The organism is Nonomuraea aurantiaca, assembly GCF_020215705.1.
In the GTDB taxonomy this organism is placed as follows: domain Bacteria; phylum Actinomycetota; class Actinomycetes; order Streptosporangiales; family Streptosporangiaceae; genus Nonomuraea; species Nonomuraea aurantiaca.
In genome coordinates this window covers 993841-1020039 of sequence record NZ_JAIWNB010000001.1, presented here as the reverse complement: position 1 = coordinate 1020039, position 26199 = coordinate 993841, and the positions used below count along the sequence as shown (strand labels likewise).

Genomic DNA, 26199 nt, shown 5'->3' with positions numbered 1-26199 from the left:
CGTGGTGACGGCACTGTCCTGGATCTCCGGCCACGCCGCCCAGGGCTCGGGCGACCGGAGTGAGGTCATGCAAGGGTCGCTCGTGAACGCCGAGGTGTTCGGGGCGGTGTTCGACGCCTGCTTTGGCGACATCCACGGCTATGTCGCCCAGCGTCTCGGCGCGGACCATGCCGAGGACGTCGTCTCCGACACGTTCCTCATCGCGTTCAGAAAGCGGGCGCAGTACGACCCGGCGCGGGCGACCGTACGGGCCTGGCTGTTCGGCATCGCGACGAAGCTCATCGGCAAGCATCGCCGCCTGGAGGCGCGGACGCTGCGCGCGCTGGGACGCTACGGTCCCGACCGCGACGCGCCGGGGCACGAGGACCGGGTGACCGCGCGGGTCAGCGCCCAGAGCCTGCAGCCGAGTCTGGCCTCCGCCCTGGCGGCGCTGGACCAGCGGGATCGCGACGTCATCCTGCTCGTCGCGCTGGCCGGGCTGAGCCATGAGGAGATCGCCACGGCGCTCGGCATCCCGTACGGCACGGTCGGCTCACGGCTGAGCCGGGCCAGGAAGAAGCTGCGGGGCTCCCTGGGCGACACCAATCCGATGCTCGTCCCCGAGGAGGCCGACCATGGATGAGCTGTCGTCGATCCGCGAACTGTACGGCGAGCCGCCCACCGACCCGGCCCTCAAGGCCAAGGTCCGCGAGCGGCTGGACGCCGAGCGCTCCTCCCGTATGTCGTGGCTCTCCTGGAGGGGGATCGTGGGCGGCCTCGCCGCGGCGGCGGTCGCCGTGACGGCCGTGGTGGTCCTCGCGTCGCCCCGTACGCCCGCCTCGCTGGTCTCCGGGCGGTCGATCCTGCTGGCCGCGGCGACCACGGCGGCGTCGGGTCCCGCCGGCAAGGGGACGTACTGGCACATCGAGAAGCTTCACGACGGCACGAAGGTCACCGACCTCTGGGCGACCCACGACGGGAAGGCGTGGACGGGCGAGCGGGTGCCGGGCCGGCCCGCGAAGATCGTCGCGGTCTCGGGCCGGGCGCCGTTCAGCATGGCGGGAAAGGATCTGACGGTCGAGCAGATCCAGCGGCTGCCGTCCGACCCGGCCGCGCTGAAGGAGTGGGTGATCGGCATGCTGCCCGCCGGGTCCGGCGACGATGTCCTGGCGGACGCGCTCAGCGGGCTGCTGTGGAGCAAGCCGTCGCCACCGGCCGTCCGGGCGGCGGCCTACCGGCTGCTCGGTGACCTGCCGAACGTCCGGTACCTGGGTCGAAAGACGGACCCGCGGGGGCGTACCGGTGACGCGTTCACCTTCAGCTTGGCAGGCGATCCGCCGGTCCAACGCACGCTGATCATCGATGTGACCAGTTCGCAGGTGCTGGCCAGCTCCAACACCACGGGGGCGAGCGGGCCGCAGACGTCCGAGGTGGTCCTGGGCGCCGGTTGGACCGACAAGGGCCCGGCGGAATCCACGAGCACCCGCCCATAACCCCATAAGTCGGGGCACATCCGTGCCCTGACCACACCGCCGCAGCGGTCCCCCGCCCAGCTCGGCCGCACGCGGATCTGCCGCTCGGCGCCGCGCCGCGCGGGCGTCCACGCCGCACCATCGCCGCCGCGCTCGGTTCTCGCGCGCCGCGCCCTCCCTCGCCCGTGAAGCTCGCGCGTCGCCGTTCGCGCCGCGCGTGGGTTTCGCGCGCCCGAAATCAGGAGTCCCCACGTGTTCTGGCGTGCCCGTACGACGCCCGGCCGGGCCATCTGCCTGGCCGACCAGTTCCCCAAGATCAAGGCGCCGGAGGTGATGGCCGGCCGGGTGACCTTCGTCGGCCTGCCCCCGGTGGACCTCGGGCAGGACATCGACTGGCGGCTGAACCCGCACGGCAACCGCTCCTGGGCGCTGAACCTGCACACCCTGCGCTGGATGGGCCGCCTGGTCGCCGAGTACGAGCGTTCGGGCGAGCGAACCTACCTCGACCGGGCCGAAACCCTGGCCGACGACTGGATCCGCAAGAACCCGCGTGGCCACGCCGATCTCAGCCCCTGGGCCTGGGCCGAACACGCCGTCGCGCTGCGCGCCCCCGTGCTCGTGTGCCTCAGCGCCCACGTGGACAGCCCCCGCCTGCTGGACAGCCTCGCCGAGCACGGCGAGATCCTGTCCGACCCGGCGCTCTACCGGCAGGGTCACAACCACGGCCTGGACCAGGACATCGCGCTGCTGGTGGTGGCTTGCCGCCTGGGCAGGGACAGGTGGCGTGACCTGGCGATCCGCCGGATGCTCGCCTCGGCCGAGCTCGCCATCGACGAGCAGGGCGTGCTGCACGAACAGGCCCCGAGATACGGGCTGTACGTGCACCGGCGGCTCGGGGTGGCCTTGCGGGCGATCGAGGAGAGCGGGGCCGAGGTCCCGAACCGGCTGGCGGCGCGCCGGACCGCCCTCGAAGCGTACATAGCCCATGCCACGCAGCCCGACGGCTTCCTGGCGCCTCTTGGGGACAGCCCGGCCGACACGCGGGCGGCCGGGTTCGCGCACGACGGGGCGACGGTGCGGGTCTTCGACGGCGGGTACGTCTTCGGCCGGACCGCCTGGGACGACCCGAAGTCGGCGTTCTACTCGATCAGGTTCGGGCCGGGGCGGCGGCTGCACGGGCACGAGGACCATCTGGGCGTCACCTATCACGCGCAGGGCCGCCCGGTGCTGGTCGAGGCCGGTTTCCATTCCTACGAGAAGACGGACTACGTGGAGTGGACCAAGTCACCCGACGCGCACAACGTGCCCTCCGTGGTGGGCGCGGGCTTCCGGGCGGGTACGGCCACGCGCCTGGAGGCGTCGGACATCGGCCCGTCGCGGCAGTCGTACCGGCTCAGCGACAAGGCGTATGGCGTGCGCCGTACCCGCGAGGTCCTGGTCAGCCACGGACCGGACCTGATGGCCGTACTGGACTCGGTGCCGGAAGGGCACGCGGTGCGCGACCTGTGGCACTTCGACCCGTCGCTGCGCCTGGTCGGCCGGCGCGATGGCGTCGTGGTGCTGGGCGACGATGCCCGCCGCGTGACGCTCCTGCAGCTCACGACCGACGGCAGGCCGGTGGGCGGTCAGACGGTACGGCGGGGCACGGTCTCACCGGCCTACCTCCGGACGGCCGAGACCGTGACGGTGTCGTCTCCTGAGGCTGCCCGGCTGCTCACCGTGATCGTGCCGGGCAGCGACGACCCGGCGGTCTCGGCTGAGGGCGACCTGATCACGGTGCGTACGCCCGGCGGCCCGGTCACGTTCCGCGGGTCGACGCTGTGCCCGCTGCGGTGATCGGTCGCCGGTCGCCTGGGTGAGCGGGTGCGGACCCGAGGAGTCGTCCAAGCGCGACGTCAGACACAACTATACCGGCCGGTTCAACTAGCTGAACCGTGTAGTTGCACATGAACGGTCTGGATAACTATGTTGAACCCATGAGTTCAACAGATGATCGTTTGGATCCGCGGCTTCTGGCGGTGATCGCGGTGATCCTGCTCGGCGGGCTGCTGGGCATTCTCAACAGCACGATGGCGGCTGTGGCCACCGGCACCCTGGCCACCGTGTTCGGCACTTCGCTCAGCACCGTCGGCTGGGCCTCGACCGGCTTCCTGCTGGCCGTCACCGCCACCATCCCGTTCACCACCTGGGCGGTCGACCGGTTCGGCGGCAAGAGGCTCTGGCTGGCGGGCCTGGTGGTGTTCGTGGCGGGTTCGCTGGCCGCCGGGCTGGCCTGGAACGTCGGCAGCCTGATCGTCTTCCGCGCCGCCCAGGGGGTCGGCGCCGGGATCCTCGACCCCCTGGTGCTGATCCTGCTGGCCCGCGCCGCGGGACCGCACCGCGCGGGACGGGTGATGGGGCTGATGGGAGTGGTGCTGTCGCTAGGGCCCGTCCTCGGGCCGGTCGCGGGCGGCGCGGTGCTCAACGCCCTGAGCTGGCGCTGGATGTTCCTGCTCAGCGTGCCCGTCGGTGTGCTCGCCTACCTGCTCGCGCGGCGCGTGGTGCCCGCCGACCAGCCGGTGGAGCAGGCACGGACCCGGCTGGACGTCCTGGGCCTGGCCCTGCTCGCGCCCGGTTTCGCGGCTCTGGTGCTTGCGTTGTCGCAGTCGGCCGAGCAGGGCGGGCGCATGGTCCTGCCGCTGGTCGCGGGCGCGGCGCTGCTCGCCGGCTATGCCGTGCACGCGCTGCGGGCCCGCGAGACGCCGCCCCTGATCGAACCCAGGCTGTTCGCCGGCCGCGGCTTCATCGCCGGCGTCACCATCATGGGGCTCGGCGGCCTGGCCAACTTCGCGACGCTGTTCGCGCTGCCGCTGTACTACCAGCAGGCGCACGGGCACGGCGTGCTCGCCGCCGGACTGCTGATGGCTCCCGCGGGCCTGGGCGGGGCGATCGCCATGCCGCTGGCCGGACGGCTGTCGGACCGGCTCGGCGCCCGCGGCCTGGCGGCGGCGGGCGCGATCCTGGCCGGGCTCAGCGCGCTGGCCTTCACCCGGATCGGCGCCGGCACCGCCGAGGTCTGGCCGGCGCTGGCCGCGTTGGCGATCGGGCTCGGCATGGGCTGCTTCAGCGCCCCGACCATGGGGTCGCTCTATCGCAGCCTGCCCGGCCCGCTGGTGGCGCAGGGCAGTTCCGTGCTCTACATGCTCAACCAGCTCGGCGCCGCGCTGGGCGTCGCCCTGGTCACGCTCGTCCTGCAGACCGCCGGTGACCCGATCACCGGCTTCCACGGCGTCTTCTGGCTCGCCCTCGCCATGATCGCGATCGTCCTGGCCGTCATCCCGCTTCTGCCCGGCCGTCCTTCGACCGCTCCTGAACCCGCTCTGACCGGAAAGAAGGCATCCCTTTGAAGACCTTGGTGATCACAGGCGGCACCGACGGGATGGGCAAAGAGGTCGCCCGCACCTACCTGCGCCGCGGCGACACCGTCGTCATCGTCGGCCGCGACAAGGACAAAGCCCTCCCCGGCGCCTGTCTCATCGCCGCGGACCTGAGCCTGGTCAGCGAGAACAGGCGGGTCATCGACGAGATCAACGCCCTCTACCCGGCTGTTGACGCACTCGTGCTGTGCGCCAGGTACTTCCGCTCCACCCGGTTCGTCACCGCCGAGGGAATCGAGGCCACTTTCGCGCTGGAGTACCTGAGCCGCTACCTCCTCAGCCACGGCCTGACCGATCCCGGAGTCATCATCAACGTGTCCGGCCCGGGCGTCCCCATGGGCCGCGTCCACTGGGACGACCTGATGCTGGAGCGCGGCTATGACGGGGTGGCGGCCCAGATGCAGGCCGGGCGTGCCAACGACCTGCTCGGCACCGCCTTCGCCGCCGAGCGGCCGAGCGGCCGTACCCGATATGTCCTGATCAACCCCGGGCCCGTGTCCACCGCCTTCCGCGGCGAGTACGACGCCGCGACCGCCGCCCACGTCGAGCAGCTCAAAAGGCATGGCGCGCCGGTCGCCGAAGGCGTCAAACCCGTCATCGCCCGCGTCGACGCCCCGCCCGCCGCCCCGCTCAGCGCCTTCATGCGGAGCGAGCCGATCAGCCTGGACCACCCGTCATTCTCGTTCGATGCCGCCGCGAGGCTCAGCGGCGTCACCCGCCACCTGCTGCGCTCCCTGGAGGGCTGAGCACATGACCACCACATGGACGGCGGCCTTCAGGTCGGCCCCGGTCAGCCCGTACGAGTCGATGACGCTCATCCACCCCTCGCGTGCCTTTCGTGACCAGACCCTGCGTCAGGTCGTGCGCGTCCGCGGGGCCGGTGATCGTCTACGGATACGTCTCAGCAACCAGTACGGCAAGCAACCCCTCACCATCGCCCGGACCAGCGTGGCCACGCACGACACGCAATCCTCGATCACCGCGGGCACCGACACCGCGGTCACCTTCGGGGGGACAGCGCATGTGACGATCGACGCCGGGGCCGAAGCCGTGAGCGATCCCGTCGGCTTCGTCACAGCGGGCGAGAGCGACCTGGCGGTCAGCACGTATCACGCCTCAGACGCCGGGCCTGCCACCTACCATCCCTTCGCCCTGCAGACCGGTTACGTGGTGGCGGGCGATGCCGTCTCCCGGACACGCCTGACGGCTGCCGAAGAGGTGGAATCCCGGTTTCACCTGGGCGGCATCGACATCGAGGCGCCCGAGGGACGCCAGGTGGTCGCGGCCTTCGGGGACTCACTCACCGACGGAGTGGGCACCGCCCACGGCACCCACCATCGTTTTCCCGACCTGCTGGCCGGCGAACTCGCCGACACCTCCGTGCTCAACCTCGGCATCGCCGGCAACAGGCTGCTCAGTGACGTCTTCGGCGAACGCGGCATCGCCCGATTCGAGCGCGACGTGCTCGCCGCGCCGGGGGTGACGCACGTCGTCGTGGAGCTGGGCCTCAACGACATCGGCATCCCGGGCATGCTGGGCCTGCCCGCCGTACCGGCGGACGAGCTCATCGACGGGCTCGGCTCGATCACCCGGCAAGCCGCGCGAGCGGGGCTGACGACGGTCGTCGCGACCTTGACGCCCTTCGGCGGAGCGAACGGGGTCAGCCCCGGATTCGACAGCCCCGAGGGGGAACGGACACGGCAGCACGTCAACAAGTGGATCCGCGCCCACTTCGACGTCGTCGCAGACTTGGATCACGCGCTGCGCGACCCAGCCGCGCCGGCTGTCCTGCGGTCCGACTACGACAGCGGCGATCACATCCATCCCAACGACGCGGGAGCCGAGGCCATGGCCGACGTCGTCGCCAGAGCCATACTCTCCGACCGGCCGGTACGCGGCCTCCTCTAGGGATCCGCCTATCTCGGAGGTAATCGACAGGCCGCGCCAGGATCGGACAGGCTTGCGGCATGACTCCTAACGCCGATGCCACCCGTGACATCGTGGAAGCGCTGATGCGGCGTATCGCCGAGGGCGATCATGACCGTGTCGCCGAGTTGTTCGCCGAGCCGATCGACTGGCAGCTCGACTGGCCCGCCGAGGGGCACCCGGCGGTGCCGTGGATCCGGCCGCGGTCGAGCCGAGCCGACGTGGCGGACCATTTCCGGACGCTGGAGGCCCATCACGTGCCCGAGCTGAACGGCACGTCGGTGGCGCGAATCCTGGTGGACGGGGCGGACGCCGTCGTCCTGGGGGAGATCGTGCAGACGGTACGGAGCAGCGGCACCGCTTACGCCTCGCCGTTCGCGCTGCACCTCACCGTCGAGGACGGACTCATCACCCGCTACCACATTTACGAGGACAGCCTCACGGTCGCGCACGCCCTCAGCGCTCAGGCAACGGAGAGTGCGGTGCGCGCTCCGGCATCAGCGAGCCGCTGACGACCCGTCACGCCGCCGAATCGCTCAGAGCCAGTCGCGGCGCTTGAAGACCGTGTAGAGGATCAGGCAGACCAGGCCCATCAGCAGCATCGCGAACGGGTAGCCGAACACCCAGTGCGTCTCGGGCATGAAGTCGAAGTTCATCCCGTAAATGGTGCCGACCAAGGTCGGGGCGAACAGGATGGCCGCCCAGGCGGAGATCTTCTTGACCTCCTCGCCCTGCCGGATGCTGGCCTCGGTCATCCGGGCGATCTCCTCGTTCTGCGCCTGGGTCACCAGCGTCGAGTTGACCAGCAGGATGTCCTGGAGCATCTGCCGGAAGGAGGCCACCCGCTCGTTGACCGTGATGGCGTGGTCGGCGACGTCACGCAGGTAGCTCTGCAGTTCCTCGTTGACGCCGTACTTGGTCGCCCCGGCGATGAACCCGTCGATCATCCGTACCAGCGGCGTGGTGGCCCGCTGGAACTCGATGACCTCGCCCGACAGCTCGTAGACGCGCCGGGAGACGGACGGGTCGCCGCCGAACACCTGGGCCTCGATCTCCTCGATGTCCTTCTGCAGCCCGGCGACCACCGGGGCGTAGCCGTCGACCACGGCGTCGAGGATGGCGTACAGCACCGCCTGCGGACCCTGCCGGAGCAGGTCTGGGTCCGACTCCATGCGCTTGCGTACGGCCTGCAGGTCCGGCGCCTCCGCGTGCCGTACGGTGATGACGAAGTTGGGCCCGACGAAGACGTGCAGCTCGCCGAACGCGACCTCCTCGACGTCGTCGAGGTAGCGGGCGGCACGCAGGACGACGAACAGCATGTCGCCGTAGCGGTCGGCCTTGGGCCGCTGGGAGCCCACGATGGCGTCCTCGATGGCCAGCGGGTGCAGCTGGAACTCCTCGGCCAGCCTGGCCAGCTCCCAGTCCTTCGGCCGGTAGAGGCCGATCCAGGCGAGGGTGTCGGGCAGTTCCTTGAGGCGTTCGAAGGCGTCGGCCAGCGAGGCGGGGTTGTCGATCCGCTTGCCGTCCTGGTAGATCGCGTTGTCGATGACGGTGGGCTGGTAGGGGGCCTCTTCGCCGGGGCGCGGGTCCATCGAGTGCTCAGGCGCCGGCTCGCGGGCGCTGCCGCCGCGTCCGAAACCCTTTATCCGTGCCATTTCCGCCCCTTAGCCGAAGTCTCTACTCGAGGTCGTCGAGTGCGCGCGTCGCCCGGTCCCTGATCGACTTGCGCCACATGGGCGTCCAGCCGAACAGCAGGCCGTGCGGCCTGCCCAGCGCCATCCGGGACCAACGCTTGAAGTCGAAGTCGTCGTGGTGCCTGACGATCAGGCCGTCCTCGAACCTGAACAGCGCGTCGATCTCGTTGACCACTTCGCGACCCGTACCGGAGAAGGTGTAGCGGGAGGTCCAGCGCGCCGTGCCGGTGAAGTCGTCGGCCGTCACGTCGCTGAACTCCGACGTCAGCCCGTCGCTCACGCCCAGCTGCAGCCGCCACATCGCCATCACCCTGCGCCGCCCCTCCACTTCCTGGAAGACGGGGTCGCCGAAGCTCACCTCCGGGTGGTAGCAACTCTCCATCGCCGCGTAGTCGGTGCGGCCGAGTGCCTCGTAGAAAGCGCGGATCAGCGCCACGTGCTGGTCGTTCACCTTGCCCATCAGATCATGGTTGTACCGTTATGCCAGCATACGGCCCTCGGCCAGTCGTCTCCCAGATCGAACGGGTGAAGAGCGGCCAGCCGGTGCGCGTACGTGTGGGGAATTGTCGGGAAATCTGTGCCGAGCACCACCTTCCCCCCAAGAACCAGATCAAGCAGAGCGGGTCGCAACTTGTCCGGAAAAGGCAGACGATGCCGCCGGCCTCGTTCAGAATCTTGTTCTGTGAGCACGGGCGAGACTTTACGTGGATAGGGTCATACCTCGATGGACAAGCTCTGGGCTCACCTGATCGAGGTTCAACCTGCCCCCGACCCGTGGGTCGTGGTGGTCTCGGCACTCGTCGCGCTCGCGATCGTCAGTTTCGGCATGTCCTGGCAACTGTCCAGGGGTCTGATCACGATCGCCCACGAAGGCGGCCACGCGCTGATGGCGCTGGTCACCCGGCGGAAGCTCGAAGGCATTCGCCTGCATTCCGACACCTCCGGCGTAACGCTGACCAGAGGCCGGCCCACCGGTCCCGGCATGGTGCTGACCGCGCTGGCGGGCTACCTGGCGCCGTCGCTGCTCGGGCTGGCCGCCGCGTGGTTGACCGAGCAGGGGCGCATCACGCTGCTGATGTGGACCGTGCTGCTGTTCCTGGTCTGCATGCTGCTGCTGATCCGCAACCTGTACGGCGCGCTGATCCTGCTCGCGACGGGTGGCGCGGTGTTCGCCCTGTCGATGTACGCGCCGGACAAGGCGCAGCAGGTCGTGGCCCTGGTGGCGGTCTGGTTCCTGCTGTTCGGCGGGGTGCGGCCGATCATCGAGTTACAGCGCAAGCGGCGCAGGCGGCAGGCGCGTGACTCCGACGCCGACCAGCTCGCCAGGCTGACCATCCTGCCCGGCGGCTTCTACGTGTTCTTCTTCCTGCTCGTGGCGGGCGCCTCCGTGGTGGCCGGTGCCTATCTCATGAATCCGCTCTAGTCAGGAAAAATCACATTAAACTCGCCCGTGACAGGGGGGAGTACTGTGCTGCCAGTCGAGGACGCGCCCGGCTACCGGGTACTCGATCAGGCCGGCCAGGGCGGGTTCGCCATCGTCTACCGCGCCTACCAGGAGCGCCTCGATCGGATCGTGGCGCTGAAAGTCCTGTCCGTAGACCGGGTCGACCAGCGGACCATGCGCAGGTTCCAGCGCGAACTCCAGCTCACCGGCCGGCTCACCGGTCATCCGAACGTGGTCACCGTGTTCGACACCGGCGTGACGCGCTCCGGCAAGCCGTACATCGCCATGGACTTCTTCGAGAACGGCTCGCTGCGCGACAAGGTACGCAAGGAGGGCCCGCTGCAGGTGCCAGATGTGCTGCGCGCGGGCGTGAAGCTGGCCGGGGCGCTGGCCGCCGTCCACGAGGCGGGGGTCCTGCACGGCGACATCAAGCCGCAGAACATCCTCATCTCCCGGTACGGCGAGCCGGCCGTGGCCGACTTCGGCGTGGCCAGGGTCGTCGACTCGGCGGAGATCTCGGCTACTGCGCAGGCGTTCACGCCATTGCACGCGGCGCCGGAGGTGCTGACCGGGCAGCCGCACTCCGCCTCCTCCGACATCTACTCGCTCGGCTCGACGCTCTATCACCTGCTCGCCGGGCAGCCCGCCTTCCACAGCCCGACGGACCCGTCGATCGCGCCGCTGATGTACCGGGTGCTGAGCGCGGATCCGCCGCCGATCAACCGCCCCGACGTGCCACCGGTGGTGTTCGAGACGGTGCTGCGGGCGATGGCGAAGCAGCCGGAGGTGCGGTACGGCTCGGCTCGCGAGTTCGCGCACCGGCTGCGGCAGGTGCAGGCGGAGCTGGGACTGCCGGTGACGGACCTGGTCGGGCAGGATCCCGGGCCCCCTGTGCCTTCGACGGCTCCCCGGCGGGCGGACAGTGCCGAGCCTCCGGCGCCCGGCCCCTCGACGGGCGCGCACTTGGCCGGGCCCGCGACCGGTGCCGGCGCGCACTTGCCCGGGACGGGTGCCGGCGCGCACCTCGCCGGGCCGGTGACCGGTGCTTACGCGCCCAACCCGGCGGGCCAGGCGGGCGGCCCGCAGCCGACCGGCTACAGCCCTTTCGCGCCGCAGCCATCGGGACCTCAGCAGCCTGACCAGAACCCATTCGCGCCCCCGCCCTCAGGGCCTCAGCAGCCTGACCAGAGCCCTTTCGCGCCGCAGCCGTCCAGCGCGCAGCAGTCCGGCTACCACCCCGCTGGGCTCCAGCCGTCGGGCCCGCAGTTCGGCGGGCCGCAGGCGACCGGTTCCCAGCTCAGCACGGACGGGTCGAGCGCTCCCGCCACAGTCCCACCGGCGCACCCAGCGCAGACCGGCTCCTCCTTCGGCGCCGCATTCCCATCGCAACCGACCTATCCACCCAGCGCCTATCCCACCCCGCAGAGCCAGCCGGCCGAGGGCTATCCGGCACCGCAGGGTCCCCAGCCGGGCGGACCTTCACCAGCCGCTGCCACGCACGCGTCGAGCGGGCTGCCGTCCGGCAGTACGAAAACGCGGGTGATGGCGATCGGAGCCGCCGCCACGATCGTGGCACTCGCGGGCGCCGGGTTCGCCGTCTACCTGTCGAGGCAGAACGAAGCCTCCTTTGCCGACCCGCAGCGGTCCCAGCCTCCGTCGACCGCCGCCAAGCCGTCCGAGAACGTCGGCAAGGACGCCCTGGCCGCACTGGCCCCGCGCCGGGTACGCGTGGTGGCCGACCGCAGCACGCTGGTGGAGCTGCGGTGGGCGCTGCCCAAGGAGTCCGCCCGCTACCCGGTCGTGGTCCAGCGCTCCCCGGCCAGGCAGGGCGAGCAGGCGATCACCGCCCTCCAACCCGGCACCACCTCGACCCGCGTGTCCGGCCTGGACCCGGACACCGGCTACTGCTTCCTGGTGGGCGTCCCGCTGCAGATCTCGAAGACGAGCAAGGTCGCCTGGTCCAAGCCGATCTGCGTCAGGGGCGCGGTCGCCAAGAACGGCTAGATCGGCTGCCGGTCGACACGCAGCACTACGACCTCGAGCTGCCCACCCTGATGATGAAGCTTTCATGGTGTCCGTGATGTTCGCGCTGGTCGTCGGCGCCGGGCGGGGGCGGATCTTGCGGCGGTGCGGTCCTTGCCGTCCAATTCACGGTGATCGCTCTTCGCGATTTCCGGCCCTTCATGAGGGGAGAACTGGTGCGTCGCCGAATCACCGCCTTGTCGCTTCTCGCGGTCACCGCTCTGACGCCGATCCTGGCCACGAGCACGCCAGCGCACGCCTCGTCCACGCTCCAAGTCGTCTACAGCAACCTGCCCTATGACGTCTGCATCAGCTTCGGCCGGTCGGGCCAGGAGACCGGGCGCTGGCAGACCTGGTGGTGCAGCACCCACCAGCCCGAGAACCCGATGTTCTACACCTACGACATGTGGGCGTACGTGAACTGAGGCGTTCGAGGTCTTCTACCGAAAACACGCCGAAGGCGTGAGCCGCTTCGTGGCCCGGCGGGTGACCGATCCGCACACGGTGGACGACCTCACCACCGAGATCTTCCTGGCCGCCATCGACACCGGGGGCACGTACAAGGCCGAGCGGGGCAGCGAGGTGGCGTGGTTGTTCGGCATCGCGCGCAACGTGGTGGCGTCCGAGCTGCGCAGAGCGGCCAGCGAGTTGTACAAGAGCGGCAGGGCGGCGGGACGGCGCACGCTCGTGCCCGCCATCGTGAACTTCGTCCCGGCGGGCCAGAAATGCAAGGGGCCGCGCGCCGAACCCGTCACGGACATTCCCCGCGGTCTGTATTACGCGCCCAGGAACATCCCCGGCGACGACGGCAGCTCGGGCTGGCAGATGCAGATCAACACCAAGCTGTTCAAGCCCGGCCAGACCTTCGTCTGGACCCTTGCGGTCGATCCCGTCTACGGGGGGAGCGACACCAGCACGATCCTCATGCGGGACCCGGTGGCGCCCTGCGAACTGGTTCCCGATGACGAACAGCACGTCGTGCCGAAGATGCCCGTCCCGGAGGACACGTCGCTGGGCGGGTACCGGGTGGAGGGCAAGACCGTGGGCGAGGTCCGGCCGGAGATCGAAAAGCGTGGCCTCAAGGTCACCTATCTGATCACCGAACCCCCTCCCGAGCGCTATCCGGGCGACCCGTACCTGATGTATCCCACCAAGCAGAGCACTCCGGTGGGCGAGGACTGGTTCGTCTGGCAGGCGGACGAGCCGGAGAAGGGAGTGATCCGCCTGATGGTCACGCAGAAACTCCAACAGCCTTAACCTCTGGCTTTGGGGTTTCCGGAGGGTCAGCGGAGGAGCAGTCGCTTGCGGAGGCGGGTCTTGAGCGGTGTTCTGGCGCGTACGGCCTGGCGGACGGCGTCGCTGTGGCGCCAGGCCGCGTCGGCGGCCTCGTGGGCGACGTCGTCGGGGGCGTAGCGGACGAAGTTTGAAATATCGGCGAGTGGTCGGAGGTGGGCGGATATGTCGGCGGGATGCCGGGCCACCACGTCCTCGGCCGTCAGTGCCCGCTCCCCCTTCAGCCCGAGGTCGTCGCAGGTCTGCGACCAGGCGCCGAGCACCCGCCGCTCCGCGCCCGTCACGCTCCTGCGGGCCCGCCTGCGCCACCACGGCAGCACCATCGCCGCACCCGCGTACACCACCAGGACCCCCGCCCCCACCGCCGGGACGATCACCCACAGCGGCGGCCCGGCCGAGGGCTTGCGGCCGCCACCCCCGGTGGGCTTCTGACCGGCCTTCGGCTTGTTCACCGTGCCCTGGGTGAACTCGCCTTCCAGCTCCTCGCTCTCCTTGAGAGCGGAGGACACCACGTCGTGGTCGTCCTTCGCGCCGCCACGGCCGGGCGTGGGGTAGAACGGCCGCCAGCCGAGCTTGTCGAACTTGATCTCCGCCCACGCCATGACATGGCCCGATTTAACGTGGTAAATCCCGTCGGATGCCTGCCCCGGCCGGAACCCCACCACGACCCTCGACGGCAGCCCCAGCGTCCTGGCCATGAGCGCGAACGTGGACGCGAACTGCTCCGACGTCCCCCTGTGCGTGGTCTCCAGGAAGAACTCCAGGCCCTTGAGCGAGTGCCCCGGCGGCGCGGTGACGTCGTAGGTGGCGCTGGTGCGCAGGTAGCTCTGCAGCCGGTACGCCTGCTTGATCGGCACGTCCGCGCCCTTGGTGGCCTGCTGGGCGAGCTTGCGGAACATCGCCTCCTGCGGCCCGGCCGGGAACGCGGTCAGCGCGGGATCGTCGACCGGCGTGGCCGCGAGCAGGTCGGCCTTCGACGGCTCGGCCACCCGCGACGTCACCTCGTACGTGAACCCCTTGACCGGCCGGCTCGCGGCCAGCAGCGCCCCGCTCCCGGGATCGACGGCCAGGCCGCGCACGCCGTCGACCTCGACGGGACGTTCCGCGCCGGGCAGCCAGGTGCCGGGCAGGCCGCTGAACGTGATCGTCTGGCGTACGGTCTGCGCCTTGCCCGTCCAGTCCCCCGCCGGCACCCGCCCGCCCGTCGGCTGGAAGCGGGCGCCGGACGTCCAGCGGACGCCGTCATAGCGGTCGAGTACGGCCAGCCGCCAGTTGAGAGGCTTGGCCGCCTTGACGGTGAACAGGTCCCGGTCGGGGATCTGCAGCCAGGCGGACACGCGGTCGAGCGGGCTGACGCTGTCGACGCGTACCGGGGGCGGCAGTTCGGCGTCGTCCCGCGGGTTGTACGGCTCGGCGGCGATGGGCAGCAGCGGCCCGGCGACCAGGGCGACGGCGGCCAGCGCGGCGGCGGCCGGGACGCCGGCGAGCAGCCACAGCGCCGGCCGGTCGTCCCGCAGCAGGGCCAGGGCCGCGATGAGCACCACGAGGGCCGCGGCGAGGGGCAGGTTCGAGCCCTCCCCGTCCACCCCGAACAGCAGCGCCACCCCATACACCACGAGTCCGGGCACCGCGGCGGCCACGCGGGTCCTGGTGCGGGTCAGCGTCTCGGCGCCGACCACGGCGGCGGCCCAGACGAGAGTGTGCGCGAGGACCAGCAGCCGCGGCTCCGGCTGGGCGGGCAGGAGCGTGGTGAGCAGCGCCCGCCACGAGTCGGCCAGGTCGCCGAGCAGGCCGGGAGCGATCCCCTTGTACAGCGGTACGGTCCCGGCGAACCACAGCACCAGGTCGAGCACCAGCGCCAGCCAGAGGGGCCGCCGCCAGGTGAGCGCGGCCACCAGGGCGGGGACGGTCGCCGCGGGCACGACGGCCAGGAGCAGCTCGGTGCCGGGGAAGACGCGATGGAACCCCCACCCACCGACCCCGGTGACGGCCGCCACCAGCGCCAATCCCCCCAGCCGCCGCCACACGGGCCCGCCCGCACGCCCGGTCTCGTCGACCGGTGGGCCGCCGTTCGGTTCAGCCCGGCGGCGGCTCATCGCCTGCCCCAGGCCGGCGGCAGCGCGGCCAGGTCCGCGATGGGGACGACCGTCACGCCGGGCGCACTGAGCGGATCCGTCCCGATATATACGCAGATGATGCGGTCGAACCGCCGACGCGCCCCCGCCGCTCGGGCAGCCTCGGCCGGGTCTCCGGTGATGACGACCAGCGAGCCGCCGCGAGCCAGCCGCACCGCCTCGCCGACGCCGGACGTACCGGATCCGACCAGGGCGAGGCGGTCCAGCAGCAGCTCGGGGTCGGTCTTGGTCTCGGCGAGCGGCCCGTCGCCCGTGAGCACCCGCACGGGGAAGCCCGACCGGGCGGCGGCGACGGCGGCCGAGGCGGCGGCGTCCACGGCCAGTTCGGTGAGGTCGCGGGTGTCGAGGACGACCGTCGTGGTGGGCAGGCTGGCGTCGATGAGCTGGCGCACCATGAGCGTGCCGGTGCGCGCGCTGGACTTCCAGTGGACGTGGCGCAGGTCGTCGCCGACGACGTACTCGCGCAGGGTGTGGAAGGTGGCCGTGCCGCTGGGGGCGTTGTCGCTGGTGGGACCCTCCAGGTGGTGGGCCTTCCCCGACGGGGGCACCGGCAGCGCGACCGTGCGGGGGCGGACCAGGAGCGTGGCCGTCTGGCCGTACCTCCTGATCCTGCGTGTCAGGCCGAGCGGGTCGGCGCGGACGAGCAGGAGCGGGCCGACGGGGATCTCGCCGCGCACGCCGGTGGGCAGTGGGTACGACACCGTCCTGGCGGCGCCTCTGGGCAGGCGGGGCAGGTCCACCGTGTGCTCGGCCGTGCCGATCCGGTCCTGCGCGCGCAGCCCTGACAGGCCCCGGCGGCCGAGATTGCTCACGTGAAGGACCGCGACCGCCGCGTCCCCGCGCGGCACCTTGAGCGGAGTGACCTCGCGGTGCACCTCCAGCCTCGGCCTGGGGGCGGTCCAGGCGAGCGCGGCGGCGAGCGCGAGCACCCCGCCGGTGGCCAGGACGACGGGCTCCGGGTAGCCGAGCGCGAACCCGGTCGCGTAGAGGATCACGGAACCGGCGAGCGTCCCCCAGCCCAGCGGTGTCAGCACCTTAGGCCGCCTGCGGCACCGGCATCCCGGCGAGGAGCTCGCCGAGCACGTGCGCCGCGGTGACCTCGCGTAGTTCGGCCTCCGGGGTGAGGATCAGCCGGTGCGCGATGACCGGGACGGCCAGGGCCTTGACGTCCTCCGGCACGACGTAGTGGCGTCCGGCGGCGGCGGCCTTGACGCGGGCGGCCCGCAGCAGCGCGAGGCTGCCGCGGGGGGAGGCGCCGAGCCGCAGGTGCGGGTTGGTGCGCGTGGCGCCGCAGAGGGCGACGATGTAGTCGTAGACGGGGTCGGCGACGTGGATACGGGTCGCGAACTCGATCATCCCGGCCACGTCCGACGCGCGGGCCACCACGGGCAGCCGCTCGACCTGCGGCCCGGTGGGCATGCCCTTGAGCACCTCGACCTCCGACACATGGTCGGGGTAGCCGACGGAGATCCGCATGAGGAAGCGGTCGAGCTGGGCCTCCGGCAGCGGGTACGTGCCGTCCATGTCGACGGGGTTCTGCGTGGCGACCACCAGGAACGGCCTGGGTACGGGGTGCGGTTCGGCGTCGACCGTGACCCGGCGCTCCTCCATGACCTCCAGCAGCGCGGACTGGGTCTTCGGGGAGGCGCGGTTGATCTCGTCGGCGAGCACGATGTTGGCGAACACCGGCCCCTGGTGGAACTCGAACTTCTGGTGCGCCTGGTTGAAGATCGACACGCCGGTGATGTCGCTGGGCAGCAGGTCGGGCGTGAACTGGATGCGCCGCCACTCGGCGTCGACGCTGGCGGCGATGGACCTGGCGAGCGTGGTCTTGCCGGTGCCGGGCACGTCCTCGATCAGCAGGTGTCCCTCGGAGAACAGGCAGATCAGGGCCAGCTCGATGGCTTCGTGCTTGCCGCGGATGATGCGCTCGATGTTCTGGGCCAGCATCTGGAAGCGCTGGGCGAACTGTGCCGCAAGCTGCTGCGGTTGCTGCGTCTGCTCGTTGTACAACTGAGGTCCCCTATCTCAGTCGGTGCATTCGAAGAGCGGAGCCTCCGGGAAGCCGCCCCCGTCCGGTGTGGCCACCAGCGTGTCGTTGAGGTAGCCGTTGCCTGCCGACGACTCGATCCGGTTCCAGATGTCGCTGGACTTGCCGGTGGACTTGTCGGTGTAGGACGAGCCCTTGACCTGGCAGATCACTGTCAGCGTGATGTACTGGCCCTGGGGGATCCTTCCGGCCTCGCCATTGGCGGACGGGCCCGGCCGGATGAGCGTGTTGGTGTCGTCGTTGCTGGCGTTCTGGTACTGCTGCCGCGGGTAGGCCAGGTCCACGTCCGCCGTGGCGGCGTCCTGGCTCTCCCCCGCGTCGTTCTTGGCCTTGAGCTTGAACTCGTGCTTCTGATTGTTCTTGAGCCCTTCGGCGGTGAACGACGTGCCCTTGAGGCCGTCATTGGTCGCCGCGCCGGAGAGCACATACGTGATGCCTTCGCCGCCGTTCTCCGGGGCGTCCCAGGTCAGCTCGGCGCCGCGGTTCTTGGGCTTGGCCGCGAAGTTGGCCGGTTTGCCCGGCGCCACGCAGGGCTTGACCCCGGCGCTGGGCTCCGACTCCACCTCGCCGCCCGACCAGTGGGCGACGACCGTGAAGGTGTACTCGTCGCCGCAGTTCCCCCCGGAGAACTCGAACTGGAACGGCCCGTCGGCGTCCACCGACTGCGGCGTGGTCCTGCCGTCGCCGCCGGACACCTTGAGCGTGTAGCGGTCGACCTTGCCGCCGGTGGACGGGCTGAAGTTCACGCTGACGTGGCCGGGCCCCGACTTGGCGCTGACGGCGCCCGGTTTGGTGGGCGCGCTGGGCGTGGGGGTGGGAGTGGGAGTGGGGCTGCGGGTGGCGGAGGAGGGAGTCGGGGTCGACGTCGGGGTCCTGGTGGGCTTGCGCGACGGCTCTGGGGCGTCCGTCCGCGTCGGCCGCGGTTCGTCCGTCCTGGTCGGGTCGGGCCTGGGGTCGGTGTTCGTCGGCTCGGACCGTGGCGTCTGCTTGGGCTTGGGGGTGTTGGTGGGTCCCGGTACGTCCGAGTCGTCCTTGTCGACGTCGTGCTTGCGGCCTTCGGTGTCGACGACGACGGCCTTGTCGCCGTTCTCGTCGTTCGCCCAGAGCAGGCCGTCCTTGACGAACACGTCGACCGGGCCGGGGCCCTGGGCCACCTGGAGCTTGGTGGGCTGACCGCCCGCCGCGCTTTCCCACACGATCAGGCCGCCCGTACTGCGGTCCGGGACGTACACCTTCGAGCCGAGCACCTGCGGCACGCCGAGCGCGGCCGGATCCTTCACCGCGAACTTGGTGTTGAGCACCGAGTTCGACTCCGTGTCGACCACCACGAGGAGCCCGGAGTCGCCGGGCGTGAGCAGCGGCACCAGCGAGCCCTCGGTCGAGGCCGGCGCCAGCACGCCGCCCTTGGCGGCCTGGGCGACCTCCTTGGGCAGCGTGATCTCGCCCACGCCGCCGTCCGCGCCGACGATGGTGGCGGTCGCGGCGCGGGTGTTGACGATCACCGGCAGGCCGCCCGCGATCGTGACGGCCAGTTCCTCACCAGGCTCGCCGACCTTGACGGCGCTCGCGGCGACGCCCTTGGTCACCGGCACGACCTCGCCCTTGGCCGTCACCGGCACCCAGAGCCGCCCGCCGCCGTCGATGCGGGCCGAGCCGAGCGGGCCCGGCAGCGACAGCGGCGCGCCGACCGAGTTGAGCGTGGCCGGGTCGATCTGCTGGACCTTGCCCTCCGGGTCCACCGCGTAGCCGACGGCGCCCGAGACGACGAGTTGCAGGCCGGCCGTGCCGAAGTTACGGATCTGCGCGACGCTGAGCTGACCGGGCTCGATCCGGCTGACGTAGCCGCTGCCGTCGTCGACGAGCAGGACGTTCGAGCCGTCCTGGACGACGCGCAGCCGCTTGGCCGACTTCTTGTCGAGATAGCCGTCGACCTCACCGGACAGGCCGTTGACGTGCACGATCTTGCCTCGGGCCTGGGTCCATAACCAGGCGCCGACGTCGGCCAGTTTCGGCGTGGCGCTGGAGACGCCCACGCCGAAGACGGCCGCCAAGGCGACCAGGATCACGGCCACCGCACCGGCGATCACGGCCGTGGCACGGTCTCCGCGGAGTACGCGGATACGCAAGGCGTCACTCACCCCGTACGTACGATTACTGAACGTTTGCCCCCGTATTACCGTGGATCACCCTAGCGTGCGGCGTGACTACTCGCAGGTAAGCACGTCAGGTTGGGCACTACTCGCAGGTGAGCCGGTCAGGTCGGGCCGAGATTGTCGGTGCGAAGCCGTACCTTAGAGCCCGTGTCCGAACAGCCCTTGACCCTCGACGCCGCCCTCTCGGAGGAGGCGGTGCTGTCGACCTATCGCCGGATGTTCGCGGCGCTGGCCCGCGACAGCGGCGCGGTGGTCGACGACCCGGCCCTGGTCGACATCGCCGAGACGCTGTTCGCGGCGTTCGCGGAGGCGGGCGAGGAGTGGCTGACGCACGAGCAGATGCGCTTCGCCTGCCGCGCCTATCCCGGCGACCAGTTCGACAACCGGCTGCGCGTGCTCAAGGGGCTGGGCGCGATCCGCGAGGTGTTCCCCAAGCCCAACCAGCTGCGTTATCGGGCGTCGTTCACCAGCGTGGTCGGGCTGATGTTCATCAGGCGGATGATGGACGACGGCGGCCAGTCGGAGATGCACCGGCTGCTCGCGCTCGAAGACCTCAACGTCGCCGACCCGCGCACCACGATGGAGGAGGCCAGGCAGAGCGCCGCCAACCTGGCCAGGGCGTTCCGGCTGTGGGCGCTGGAGCTGATCACGCTCACCATGGGCACGATCGAGGAGCTGCGCGAGCAGGCGCCCAAGCTGTGGGGCACCGAGGAGATCGCGCGCCGGGCGCAGGGTCTGCACGGCACGATCCTGACCCGCTGGCCCGCGCTCGACCGGGTCTGCACCGATCTGCGGGCGGCCATCTACGCCTACAGCGACGCCTCCCGGCGGGCGGCGGGGCGCCTGGCCGACTCGGCGGGCACGACCCGCAACCTGACGCTGCTGCCCACCGAGACGTGGCGCACGTTCTCGCAGACCGCTTCGCGCGAGCGGCTCGCGGCGGTGCTCGACGGCTTCGTCTTCGACGCTCCGGCGCCCTGGCACGACCCGGCGGCGATCGCCCGCGCGGTCGACGAAGCGCCCCGCCCGGCTCCGGCCCAGCCCACTCCCCCGCGCTCCACCCTCGCCGACGCGGGCCCCGAAGGCTCGCTCGACTCCGCGCCCAACGCGGCGATGGAGCGGCTGACGGAGGTGGCGGAGTCGCTGCTGGGGGCGTCGTCGCGGGTGGCACTGGCCGACGTACTCCGGTCCGACTGGCCCTCGGCCCGCCGGCTGCTGGCCGACCTGACGACGGTCGATCTGCGGCCTGAGCTGCCTTATCGGCTCGTTTGGGCCGACGACCTCACGATCTCGCCAGGAGGCGAACCGGCCTGGCTGTCCCACGGCTACCTGGAGCGCACATCATGACCGGCACCCGACTCTCTCCAGAGGCCGCTGACCCGGACCTTCCCTCCTCGGAGCCCGCCGGCGCGCGCGGCTCTTCAGGGAGCACCGGTGCGGGTCGCACTTCGGGAGGCGCCGGTGCGCGGCGCGTGCTGGGGGAAGATGCGGTCGCTCACGTGCGGGCGCGGTCGGGCGGGCCGCTGCGGCTGGGGGCCGGTGTCGCCGCGCCTGCCGGGATGCTACGGCTCACACGCCCCGACTCCACCGGCCAGGCCCTGCCGGTGTGGCCCGACGCGGCCACCCCGTCGCTGCTCGACGAATACCAGGTGTCCCCGGTCCCGGTCGAACGCTCGGGCGAGACCCGGCGGGTGCTGGCGGCAACGCTCAAGTGCTGCTGGAGCGACCTGTCCGTCGACCCGTGGCCGGGCACTCCGGCGCCGGCCGAGCTGATCCTCGACACCTACCGTGCGCTGATCGGCCGGGCCGACGACCTGATGCGCAACTGGGCCATCGGGGCGCTGCGCCGGCTGCACGACTCGGCGTGGATCGTCATGTCCGACGGCGTGGTCTCGCTGGGCCCCCGCTGCGCCCTGTGGCCGGTCGAGTCGCACGCCCAGCTGAAGGAACTGGTCCGGCGCATTCCCACACCGGAGCAACGGGACCTCACAGTGGTCGCGGACGCCGACATCGTGGCGGCCGCCACGCAAGTACCCCACGGGCTGCAGGAACCGCCCACCGCGGAACAACCTTCCGCCGCGCAGGGGCCCCTGGTCGTACAGCAGCCCTCCGCCGTGGAAGGACCGCCCACCGCACAGCAACCGCCCGAGGTGCAAGCAACGCCCGCCGCACAAGGACCGCTGGTCGTGCAGCCACCATCACCTGAGGCGCAAGAGCCGCCCAGCGCGCAGCAGCCGTCCGAGGCGCGGGTGCGGGCGCAGAATCCCACGACGGCAACAGCGGTGGCGGGACGGGTCGAGGGCGGTGCGGCGGAGTTCGACGAGTTGCTGAGCGGCTATGACGAGCGGCGGCGCGCCGAGTTGGTGGCGGCGTTCATGGCGGTGGAGCATGGCGCCGAGCCGGTGCTGGAGGCTCGGTTCGGGGGGCTCCGCGATCCCGCGCTCCGCCACACGCTGGCCGAGATGCTCGCCCGACGAGGCCGGACGTTGATCCAGCACCGCGAGCGATGGACCTCGGGCTACGACGACGCCTACCGCACCGACCCAGCGCCCCCGACCACGCCTGGGGCCGGGGCCCCGGCAGCGACGGGGCTTGGTGAGAGTGAGCGGGCGGTGTTGACGCTGGTGCTGGTGCATTCGGTGGCGATCCCGCGGGCGGAGGGGTTGCTGCCCGACGACACCTGGCTGTCGCCGCACCCCACTCCCGTCGACGAGCTGCGCCGCCACACCCAGCTGCCGATCGGCGAACTGGAGGCGGCGCTGCGGGTGCTGCGACACGCCGGGCTGCTGACTCAGGTCAAGGCGGGCGAGGAGGCCGGCGGCTACGCGCCGGGACCGCAGTTCCACCGGCTGACCCCGGCGGCGCGGCGACGACTGCAGGAGGAGCTGATCCTGGCGGCCGGACCGCACAGCCCGCTGGCCACAGCCGTACGCGCGCGGAGATCGGCAGGGTAGCCACCCGGACCTGTCGGCCGGATAACCACCCGAGCCTGGCAGGCACCAAGCGTCGGCCCCGGTGGGAGTAACGCGGTGAACAGGCGCCAAGCGTCAGTCCTCGCCCGGCCGACCCGACGAACAGACGGCAACAGCCCCGCCCAGGGCGGCGCGGCGAACAGACAGCGTCAGTCCCGGCCGGGGCGGCGCGGTGAAACGGAAGGACTACGGGGGTCACAGGTGTCGCAGGTGGAGAACGTCGTCGGGGACCGGGTGCTGATCGCCATGCAGGCGGTCAACATCTCACGGCTCTCGACCCATCCGGTGCCGACCGTCCCCGGCACGCTCATCGTCGTCGCGGGGGCCGGGCCCAAGGACTCCAACGGCGCGGGCAAGTCGTCGTTCATCGCGTCGATCACGGCGCTGCTGGGTGACGAGCAGTGGCGCTTCGCCTCGGGCGCGAAGGCGGTGTCGGAGCTGCTGTTCAACGCCGAGCTGGCCAGTGGCGCGGGCGCCCGCCAGTGGGCCAGCGCCGACCACGGCTACATCGTCGGCGTGTTCGGGCGGCCCGGCGCGTCCTTCGACCTGCCCCTCCGAGCCACCGGACCAGTTCCCGACGCCCTCACCTCAGATCAGACCACCGAACCGGGGCACGGCACCCCCGCCTCGGGCCAAGCCACCAGAGCGGAGCATGGCGCCTCTGCCGCGGAACAAGCCACCAGACCGGGTCGCGGTGCCGCTGCCTCGGACGCTGTGGCTGCCGGGGAAGCGGCTGCCGTGTCCGTACGCTCAGCGTCTCGCGGGGCGGCGACGCTGGAGACCTCGGAGGCGCGTACCCGCACCGGAGCCGGGTCTCAGCAGATCACCGTGGGCGCGGAGCCGGCCGGGCCGGATGACGGCGAGTTGTTCCCCGTGCCCGACACTTCCGGCGGGGCCGTCACCGTATGGCTCAAGGTCAACCAGGAGGCGCCCCACCTGGAGATCCGCTGGCGCGACGGCGTCCACCTGGCATCTGCCGCATCCGAAGCCGAGCGCGTGGCGCGTGCCGACGAGATGTGGGCGACGCTGCCCAAGTCCGCCGGGCGTCGCGACGTGGTGGCCCGCGACCTGACCAAGGTGCTCTACGGCGACCGCATCCGCTGCGTGTCGTTCCTGTCGACCTCGGTCCGGAGCAAGGTCGCCACCAACCTGCTCTCCCAGCCGCTCAACGAGATCTCGCCGGAGCGCGTGTTCGAGGCCATCGCGGCCCTGACCGGCCTCGACGCCGAGCTCGAGCAGGAGCGGGAGGCCCGCCGGGACGAGCATGCCAAGCGCGTACGGGCGGCGCAGGCGGCCGATCGGCTGGCCGAGTTCGAGACGGAGTCGCGGGCGTTGCTGACCACGTTCGACCGGCGCGATCAGGCCCGGATCCGGCTGGCCGACGCGCTGCGGTGCTGGCGGGGGCGCCAGGCCCGCAAGCTGGACGACGCGGCGGCAAAGGACGAGCTGCTGGTGGCCGAGCTCGAACGGCACCGGGCCGCAGGCGAGACGGCGGCCGAGGCGCTCTCCATGGTGAAGGCCGAGATCACCACCCTGAAGGACGACACGCTCGATCGGCGGGTGGCGGAGGCGCGCAAGGAGCTGGCCGCGATGCAGGCGCGGGCCGCCAAGCTCGACGCCGACCGGGCCGTGGCGGAGAACTCCGCCGACGAGTTGCGCGGCCTGATCCCGGCGCTGGAGGAGACGCGCCGGTTCTCGGACGGCCGCGATGTGCCCACGGCCGAGCGGGAGCTGCGGGAGGCGCGGCTTCGGCTGAACGAGGCCCTGAAGGCGTTGGGCGTGGCCGACCGTGAGGTGGCCTCGGCCCAGGCCGCGCTGGACGACGCCGAGGGCGGCCCGGCCGCCGCCCAGCTCAACGCACTGGCCGCGGCGGGCGTCGTGGCAACGGGTCTCCTGGACGCACTGGATGTGGCCGAACAAGCCCGGGACTACGCCCACGCCGGCGGTGACCAGACCGGTTCCGCCGGTCGCCCATCCCCCAAAGCAGCCGCGAGGGCCACCGGTCAAGCGGCCGATGGCGCAGCCAGCGGGGCAACCAGTGGAGCGGTTACGAACGCTGGCGGTGGAGTGCCTGGTGGGGCCGGGCTCGGGCTGGAGGAGCTGCGGGGGTGGCCGCACGAGCATGCCGTGATCGTCGACGCCGGCCAGCTCGAAGCGGCCGCCGCGGCCTTGGTTGAGCTGCCCGGCTCTGTCCTGGTGAGTGCCGCAGGGGTGAGCGTGGTAGGGGCGTTCGACGGGGAGGCGACCGGTCGGGAGGCGCGGATCAAGGCCGCCGAGCACCGGCTCAACCGGGCCAAGGATGCCCAGGAGACGGCGGCGCAGACCGTACGCGATGGGGAGGAAGGTGTCGCGGAGGGACAGCGGCGGCTGGAGGGGGCGCAAGCGGGAGTACGGCTCGCCGAGCTCGAGACGAAGCTGGCCGAGCGGCGGGCGCGGCTGGGCGAGCTGACGGCGGCGCTGGAGGAGCTGGCGCCCGCGGTGGCGGAGGCCGAGCGGCAGGCGGCCGCACTCGACTTCCGGGCCCGCACCAAGGACATGGAGATCGAACGCCTGGAGGGGCGGCGGCAGCGGCACGAGAGCGAGCGGGCCCGCTCGCGCCAGGACGAGACGAGGGTGAGCGGCGAACGGGAGGTGCTCAAGGTCGAGGCGCTGGCCGCCGACTGGGGCGGCACCGCCGAGGGAGCGCGGGAGTGGCTCAAGGCGCTGCCCGAGGGCGAACGATCGCGCACCGCCGAGGAATGGTGGCGCGTCGCCGAACGCCACTTCGACCAGGCGTTGCGCGACACGTTCCCGGAGGAGGACGCGGAGATCCCGGAGGAGCTGCGGTTCCTGCTGTCCGAGCGTGGGGGGAGCACGGCGCGGGAGCAGGCGACGTTCGCGGCGGTGTGCGGCTCGCTGGCCTCCTACCTGCGCGGGCAGGAAGAATACGAGAAGCACCAGCGGCGTCAGATCGAGGCGCAGGTCGTGTCGAGGCAGCGTGACCTGGCCGCGGCCGACAAGGGGGCGGAGGAGGCGGCCAGATCGACGGCCGTACACCGGGCGGCGCTGACGGCGGCCATCAAGTCCCGGCTCACGCGGGTCGCCGAGGAGTTCGAGCAGCTCGACACGTCCTACGGAGGCTACGGGGCGACGCTGGAGTTCCCGGTGCCACCGGCGCCCGCGGATCCGGAGCAGCGCTGGCAATGGCGGGTCACGCCCAAGTGGCGGCGCGGCGAGGGCCAGGGCTTCGTCCCGTACAACCGGCGGGCCAACACCGCGCTCATGGACGAGAAGGCGGTCAAGCTGGTGTGCGCGGCGGCGATCGCGTCGTCCGGGGGCGGGCATCTGTGCCTGGTGCTCGACGAGCTGGGCCGCAACCTGGGCAAGGAGCACCGGCGGGAGGCGGTGGCGCTGTTCCGGCGGATCGGCGAGACGTACGGGATCACGGTGATCGGGGCGCTCCAGGACGACATGGAGCCGTACGCGATCGACGCCTGCGGACAATACATCAAGCTCCGGCGCTCGTCGGACGCGATGCCGTACAACGAGCCACCGGTGATCGTCGGGCACGACGAGCACGCGGAGCGCGTGCGGGCATTGGCCGCCTACGTGGACAGGAGCGGGCACACGCCAGTGGCCGTCACCTGATCAGCGGGTCCGCTCT

At 71.4% G+C, this 26199-nt stretch carries 19 protein-coding genes and 1 pseudogene; 14 read left to right on the top strand and 6 right to left on the bottom strand.

Going from position 1 to position 26199, the window contains the following annotated elements; translation table 11 throughout:
- Position 1: 1 nt before the first annotated feature.
- From LDL49_RS04660 to LDL49_RS04630, 7 genes are all read left to right on the top strand, one after another.
- Positions 2-622 carry an RNA polymerase sigma factor gene (locus tag LDL49_RS04660; RefSeq protein WP_225289626.1) on the top strand — a complete coding sequence of 207 codons (621 nt, stop codon included), beginning with the start codon at positions 2-4 and terminating at the stop codon, positions 620-622.
- On the top strand, positions 615-1472 hold the full coding sequence (locus LDL49_RS04655) for a CU044_5270 family protein (protein WP_225289625.1): 858 nt from the start codon (positions 615-617) through the stop codon (positions 1470-1472). Before LDL49_RS04660 ends, LDL49_RS04655 begins: the two co-directional genes overlap by 8 nt.
- A 231-nt stretch (positions 1473-1703) precedes the next feature.
- On the top strand, positions 1704-3287 hold the full coding sequence (locus LDL49_RS04650; RefSeq protein ID WP_225289624.1) for a heparinase II/III domain-containing protein: 1584 nt from the start codon (positions 1704-1706) through the stop codon (positions 3285-3287).
- 161 nt (positions 3288-3448) lie between these two features.
- On the top strand, positions 3449-4837 hold the full coding sequence (locus LDL49_RS04645; protein WP_225289623.1) for a DHA2 family efflux MFS transporter permease subunit: 1389 nt from the start codon (positions 3449-3451) through the stop codon (positions 4835-4837).
- Positions 4834-5613, top strand: a complete 780-nt coding sequence (locus tag LDL49_RS04640; protein ID WP_225289622.1) for an SDR family NAD(P)-dependent oxidoreductase — start codon at positions 4834-4836, stop codon at positions 5611-5613. The genes LDL49_RS04645 and LDL49_RS04640 overlap by 4 nt, the downstream gene beginning before the upstream one ends.
- A gap of 4 nt (positions 5614-5617) precedes the next feature.
- The gene (locus LDL49_RS04635) at positions 5618-6775 is read left to right on the top strand and encodes a GDSL-type esterase/lipase family protein (RefSeq protein ID WP_225289621.1); all 1158 of its coding nucleotides are present in this window, start codon (positions 5618-5620) and stop codon (positions 6773-6775) included.
- Between the two features lie 59 nt (positions 6776-6834).
- The gene (locus LDL49_RS04630) at positions 6835-7305 is read left to right on the top strand and encodes a nuclear transport factor 2 family protein (RefSeq protein WP_225289620.1); all 471 of its coding nucleotides are present in this window, start codon (positions 6835-6837) and stop codon (positions 7303-7305) included.
- 24 nt (positions 7306-7329) lie between these two features.
- Here the strand turns inward: LDL49_RS04630 and corA are convergent, their stop codons facing one another.
- A complete protein-coding gene (corA, locus tag LDL49_RS04625) occupies positions 7330-8448 on the bottom strand; it encodes a magnesium/cobalt transporter CorA (protein ID WP_225289619.1) in 1119 nt (372 codons plus the stop codon).
- A 22-nt stretch (positions 8449-8470) separates the two neighbouring features.
- On the bottom strand, positions 8471-8947 hold the full coding sequence (locus LDL49_RS04620; RefSeq protein WP_225289618.1) for a nuclear transport factor 2 family protein: 477 nt from the start codon (positions 8945-8947) through the stop codon (positions 8471-8473).
- A gap of 264 nt (positions 8948-9211) precedes the next feature.
- Here LDL49_RS04620 and LDL49_RS04615 point away from each other — a divergent pair, with 264 nt between their 5' ends.
- The 4 genes and pseudogenes from LDL49_RS04615 to LDL49_RS04600 form a co-directional block, all read left to right on the top strand.
- Complete coding sequence (locus LDL49_RS04615; protein WP_225289617.1) at positions 9212-9910, top strand: M50 family metallopeptidase; 699 nt, start codon at positions 9212-9214, stop codon at positions 9908-9910.
- 45 nt (positions 9911-9955) lie between these two features.
- On the top strand, positions 9956-11935 hold the full coding sequence (locus LDL49_RS04610; protein WP_225289616.1) for a serine/threonine-protein kinase: 1980 nt from the start codon (positions 9956-9958) through the stop codon (positions 11933-11935).
- 194 nt (positions 11936-12129) lie between these two features.
- Positions 12130-12378, top strand: coding sequence for a hypothetical protein (locus LDL49_RS04605; protein WP_225289615.1), 249 nt, complete (start codon positions 12130-12132; stop codon positions 12376-12378).
- 25 nt (positions 12379-12403) lie between these two features.
- A pseudogene (locus LDL49_RS04600) lies at positions 12404-13210 on the top strand (RNA polymerase sigma factor); the annotation flags it as partial.
- Positions 13211-13236: 26 nt separating this feature from the next.
- Here the strand turns inward: LDL49_RS04600 and LDL49_RS04595 are convergent.
- Genes LDL49_RS04595 through LDL49_RS04580 form a run of 4 tightly spaced genes read right to left on the bottom strand, consistent with a single transcriptional unit; the run spans position 13237 to position 19569 of the window.
- Positions 13237-15342 (bottom strand): transglutaminase TgpA family protein, encoded by a 2106-nt coding sequence (locus LDL49_RS04595; protein WP_225289613.1) that lies wholly within the window; start codon positions 15340-15342, stop codon positions 13237-13239.
- Positions 15339-16415, bottom strand: coding sequence for a DUF58 domain-containing protein (locus LDL49_RS04590; RefSeq protein WP_225289612.1), 1077 nt, complete (start codon positions 16413-16415; stop codon positions 15339-15341). The genes LDL49_RS04595 and LDL49_RS04590 overlap by 4 nt, the downstream gene beginning before the upstream one ends.
- Before the next feature lies 1 nt (position 16416).
- On the bottom strand, positions 16417-17394 hold the full coding sequence (locus LDL49_RS04585) for an AAA family ATPase (protein WP_225289611.1): 978 nt from the start codon (positions 17392-17394) through the stop codon (positions 16417-16419).
- A 15-nt stretch (positions 17395-17409) separates the two neighbouring features.
- Entirely contained in the window at positions 17410-19569 is a 2160-nt protein-coding gene (locus LDL49_RS04580; RefSeq protein WP_225289610.1) for a fibronectin type III domain-containing protein, read from the bottom strand.
- Between the two features lie 162 nt (positions 19570-19731).
- Here LDL49_RS04580 and LDL49_RS04575 point away from each other — a divergent pair, with 162 nt between their 5' ends.
- The 3 genes from LDL49_RS04575 to LDL49_RS04565 all read left to right on the top strand — a co-directional run bounded on the left by LDL49_RS04575 (position 19732) and on the right by LDL49_RS04565 (position 26183).
- Complete coding sequence (locus LDL49_RS04575) at positions 19732-20931, top strand: hypothetical protein (RefSeq protein WP_225289609.1); 1200 nt, start codon at positions 19732-19734, stop codon at positions 20929-20931.
- A gap of 125 nt (positions 20932-21056) precedes the next feature.
- Entirely contained in the window at positions 21057-22538 is a 1482-nt protein-coding gene (locus LDL49_RS04570) for a hypothetical protein (protein WP_225289608.1), read from the top strand.
- Positions 22539-22757: 219 nt separating this feature from the next.
- A complete protein-coding gene (locus LDL49_RS04565; protein WP_372470334.1) occupies positions 22758-26183 on the top strand; it encodes a chromosome partitioning protein ParA in 3426 nt (1141 codons plus the stop codon).
- The last annotated feature ends 16 nt before the right edge of the window (positions 26184-26199 follow it).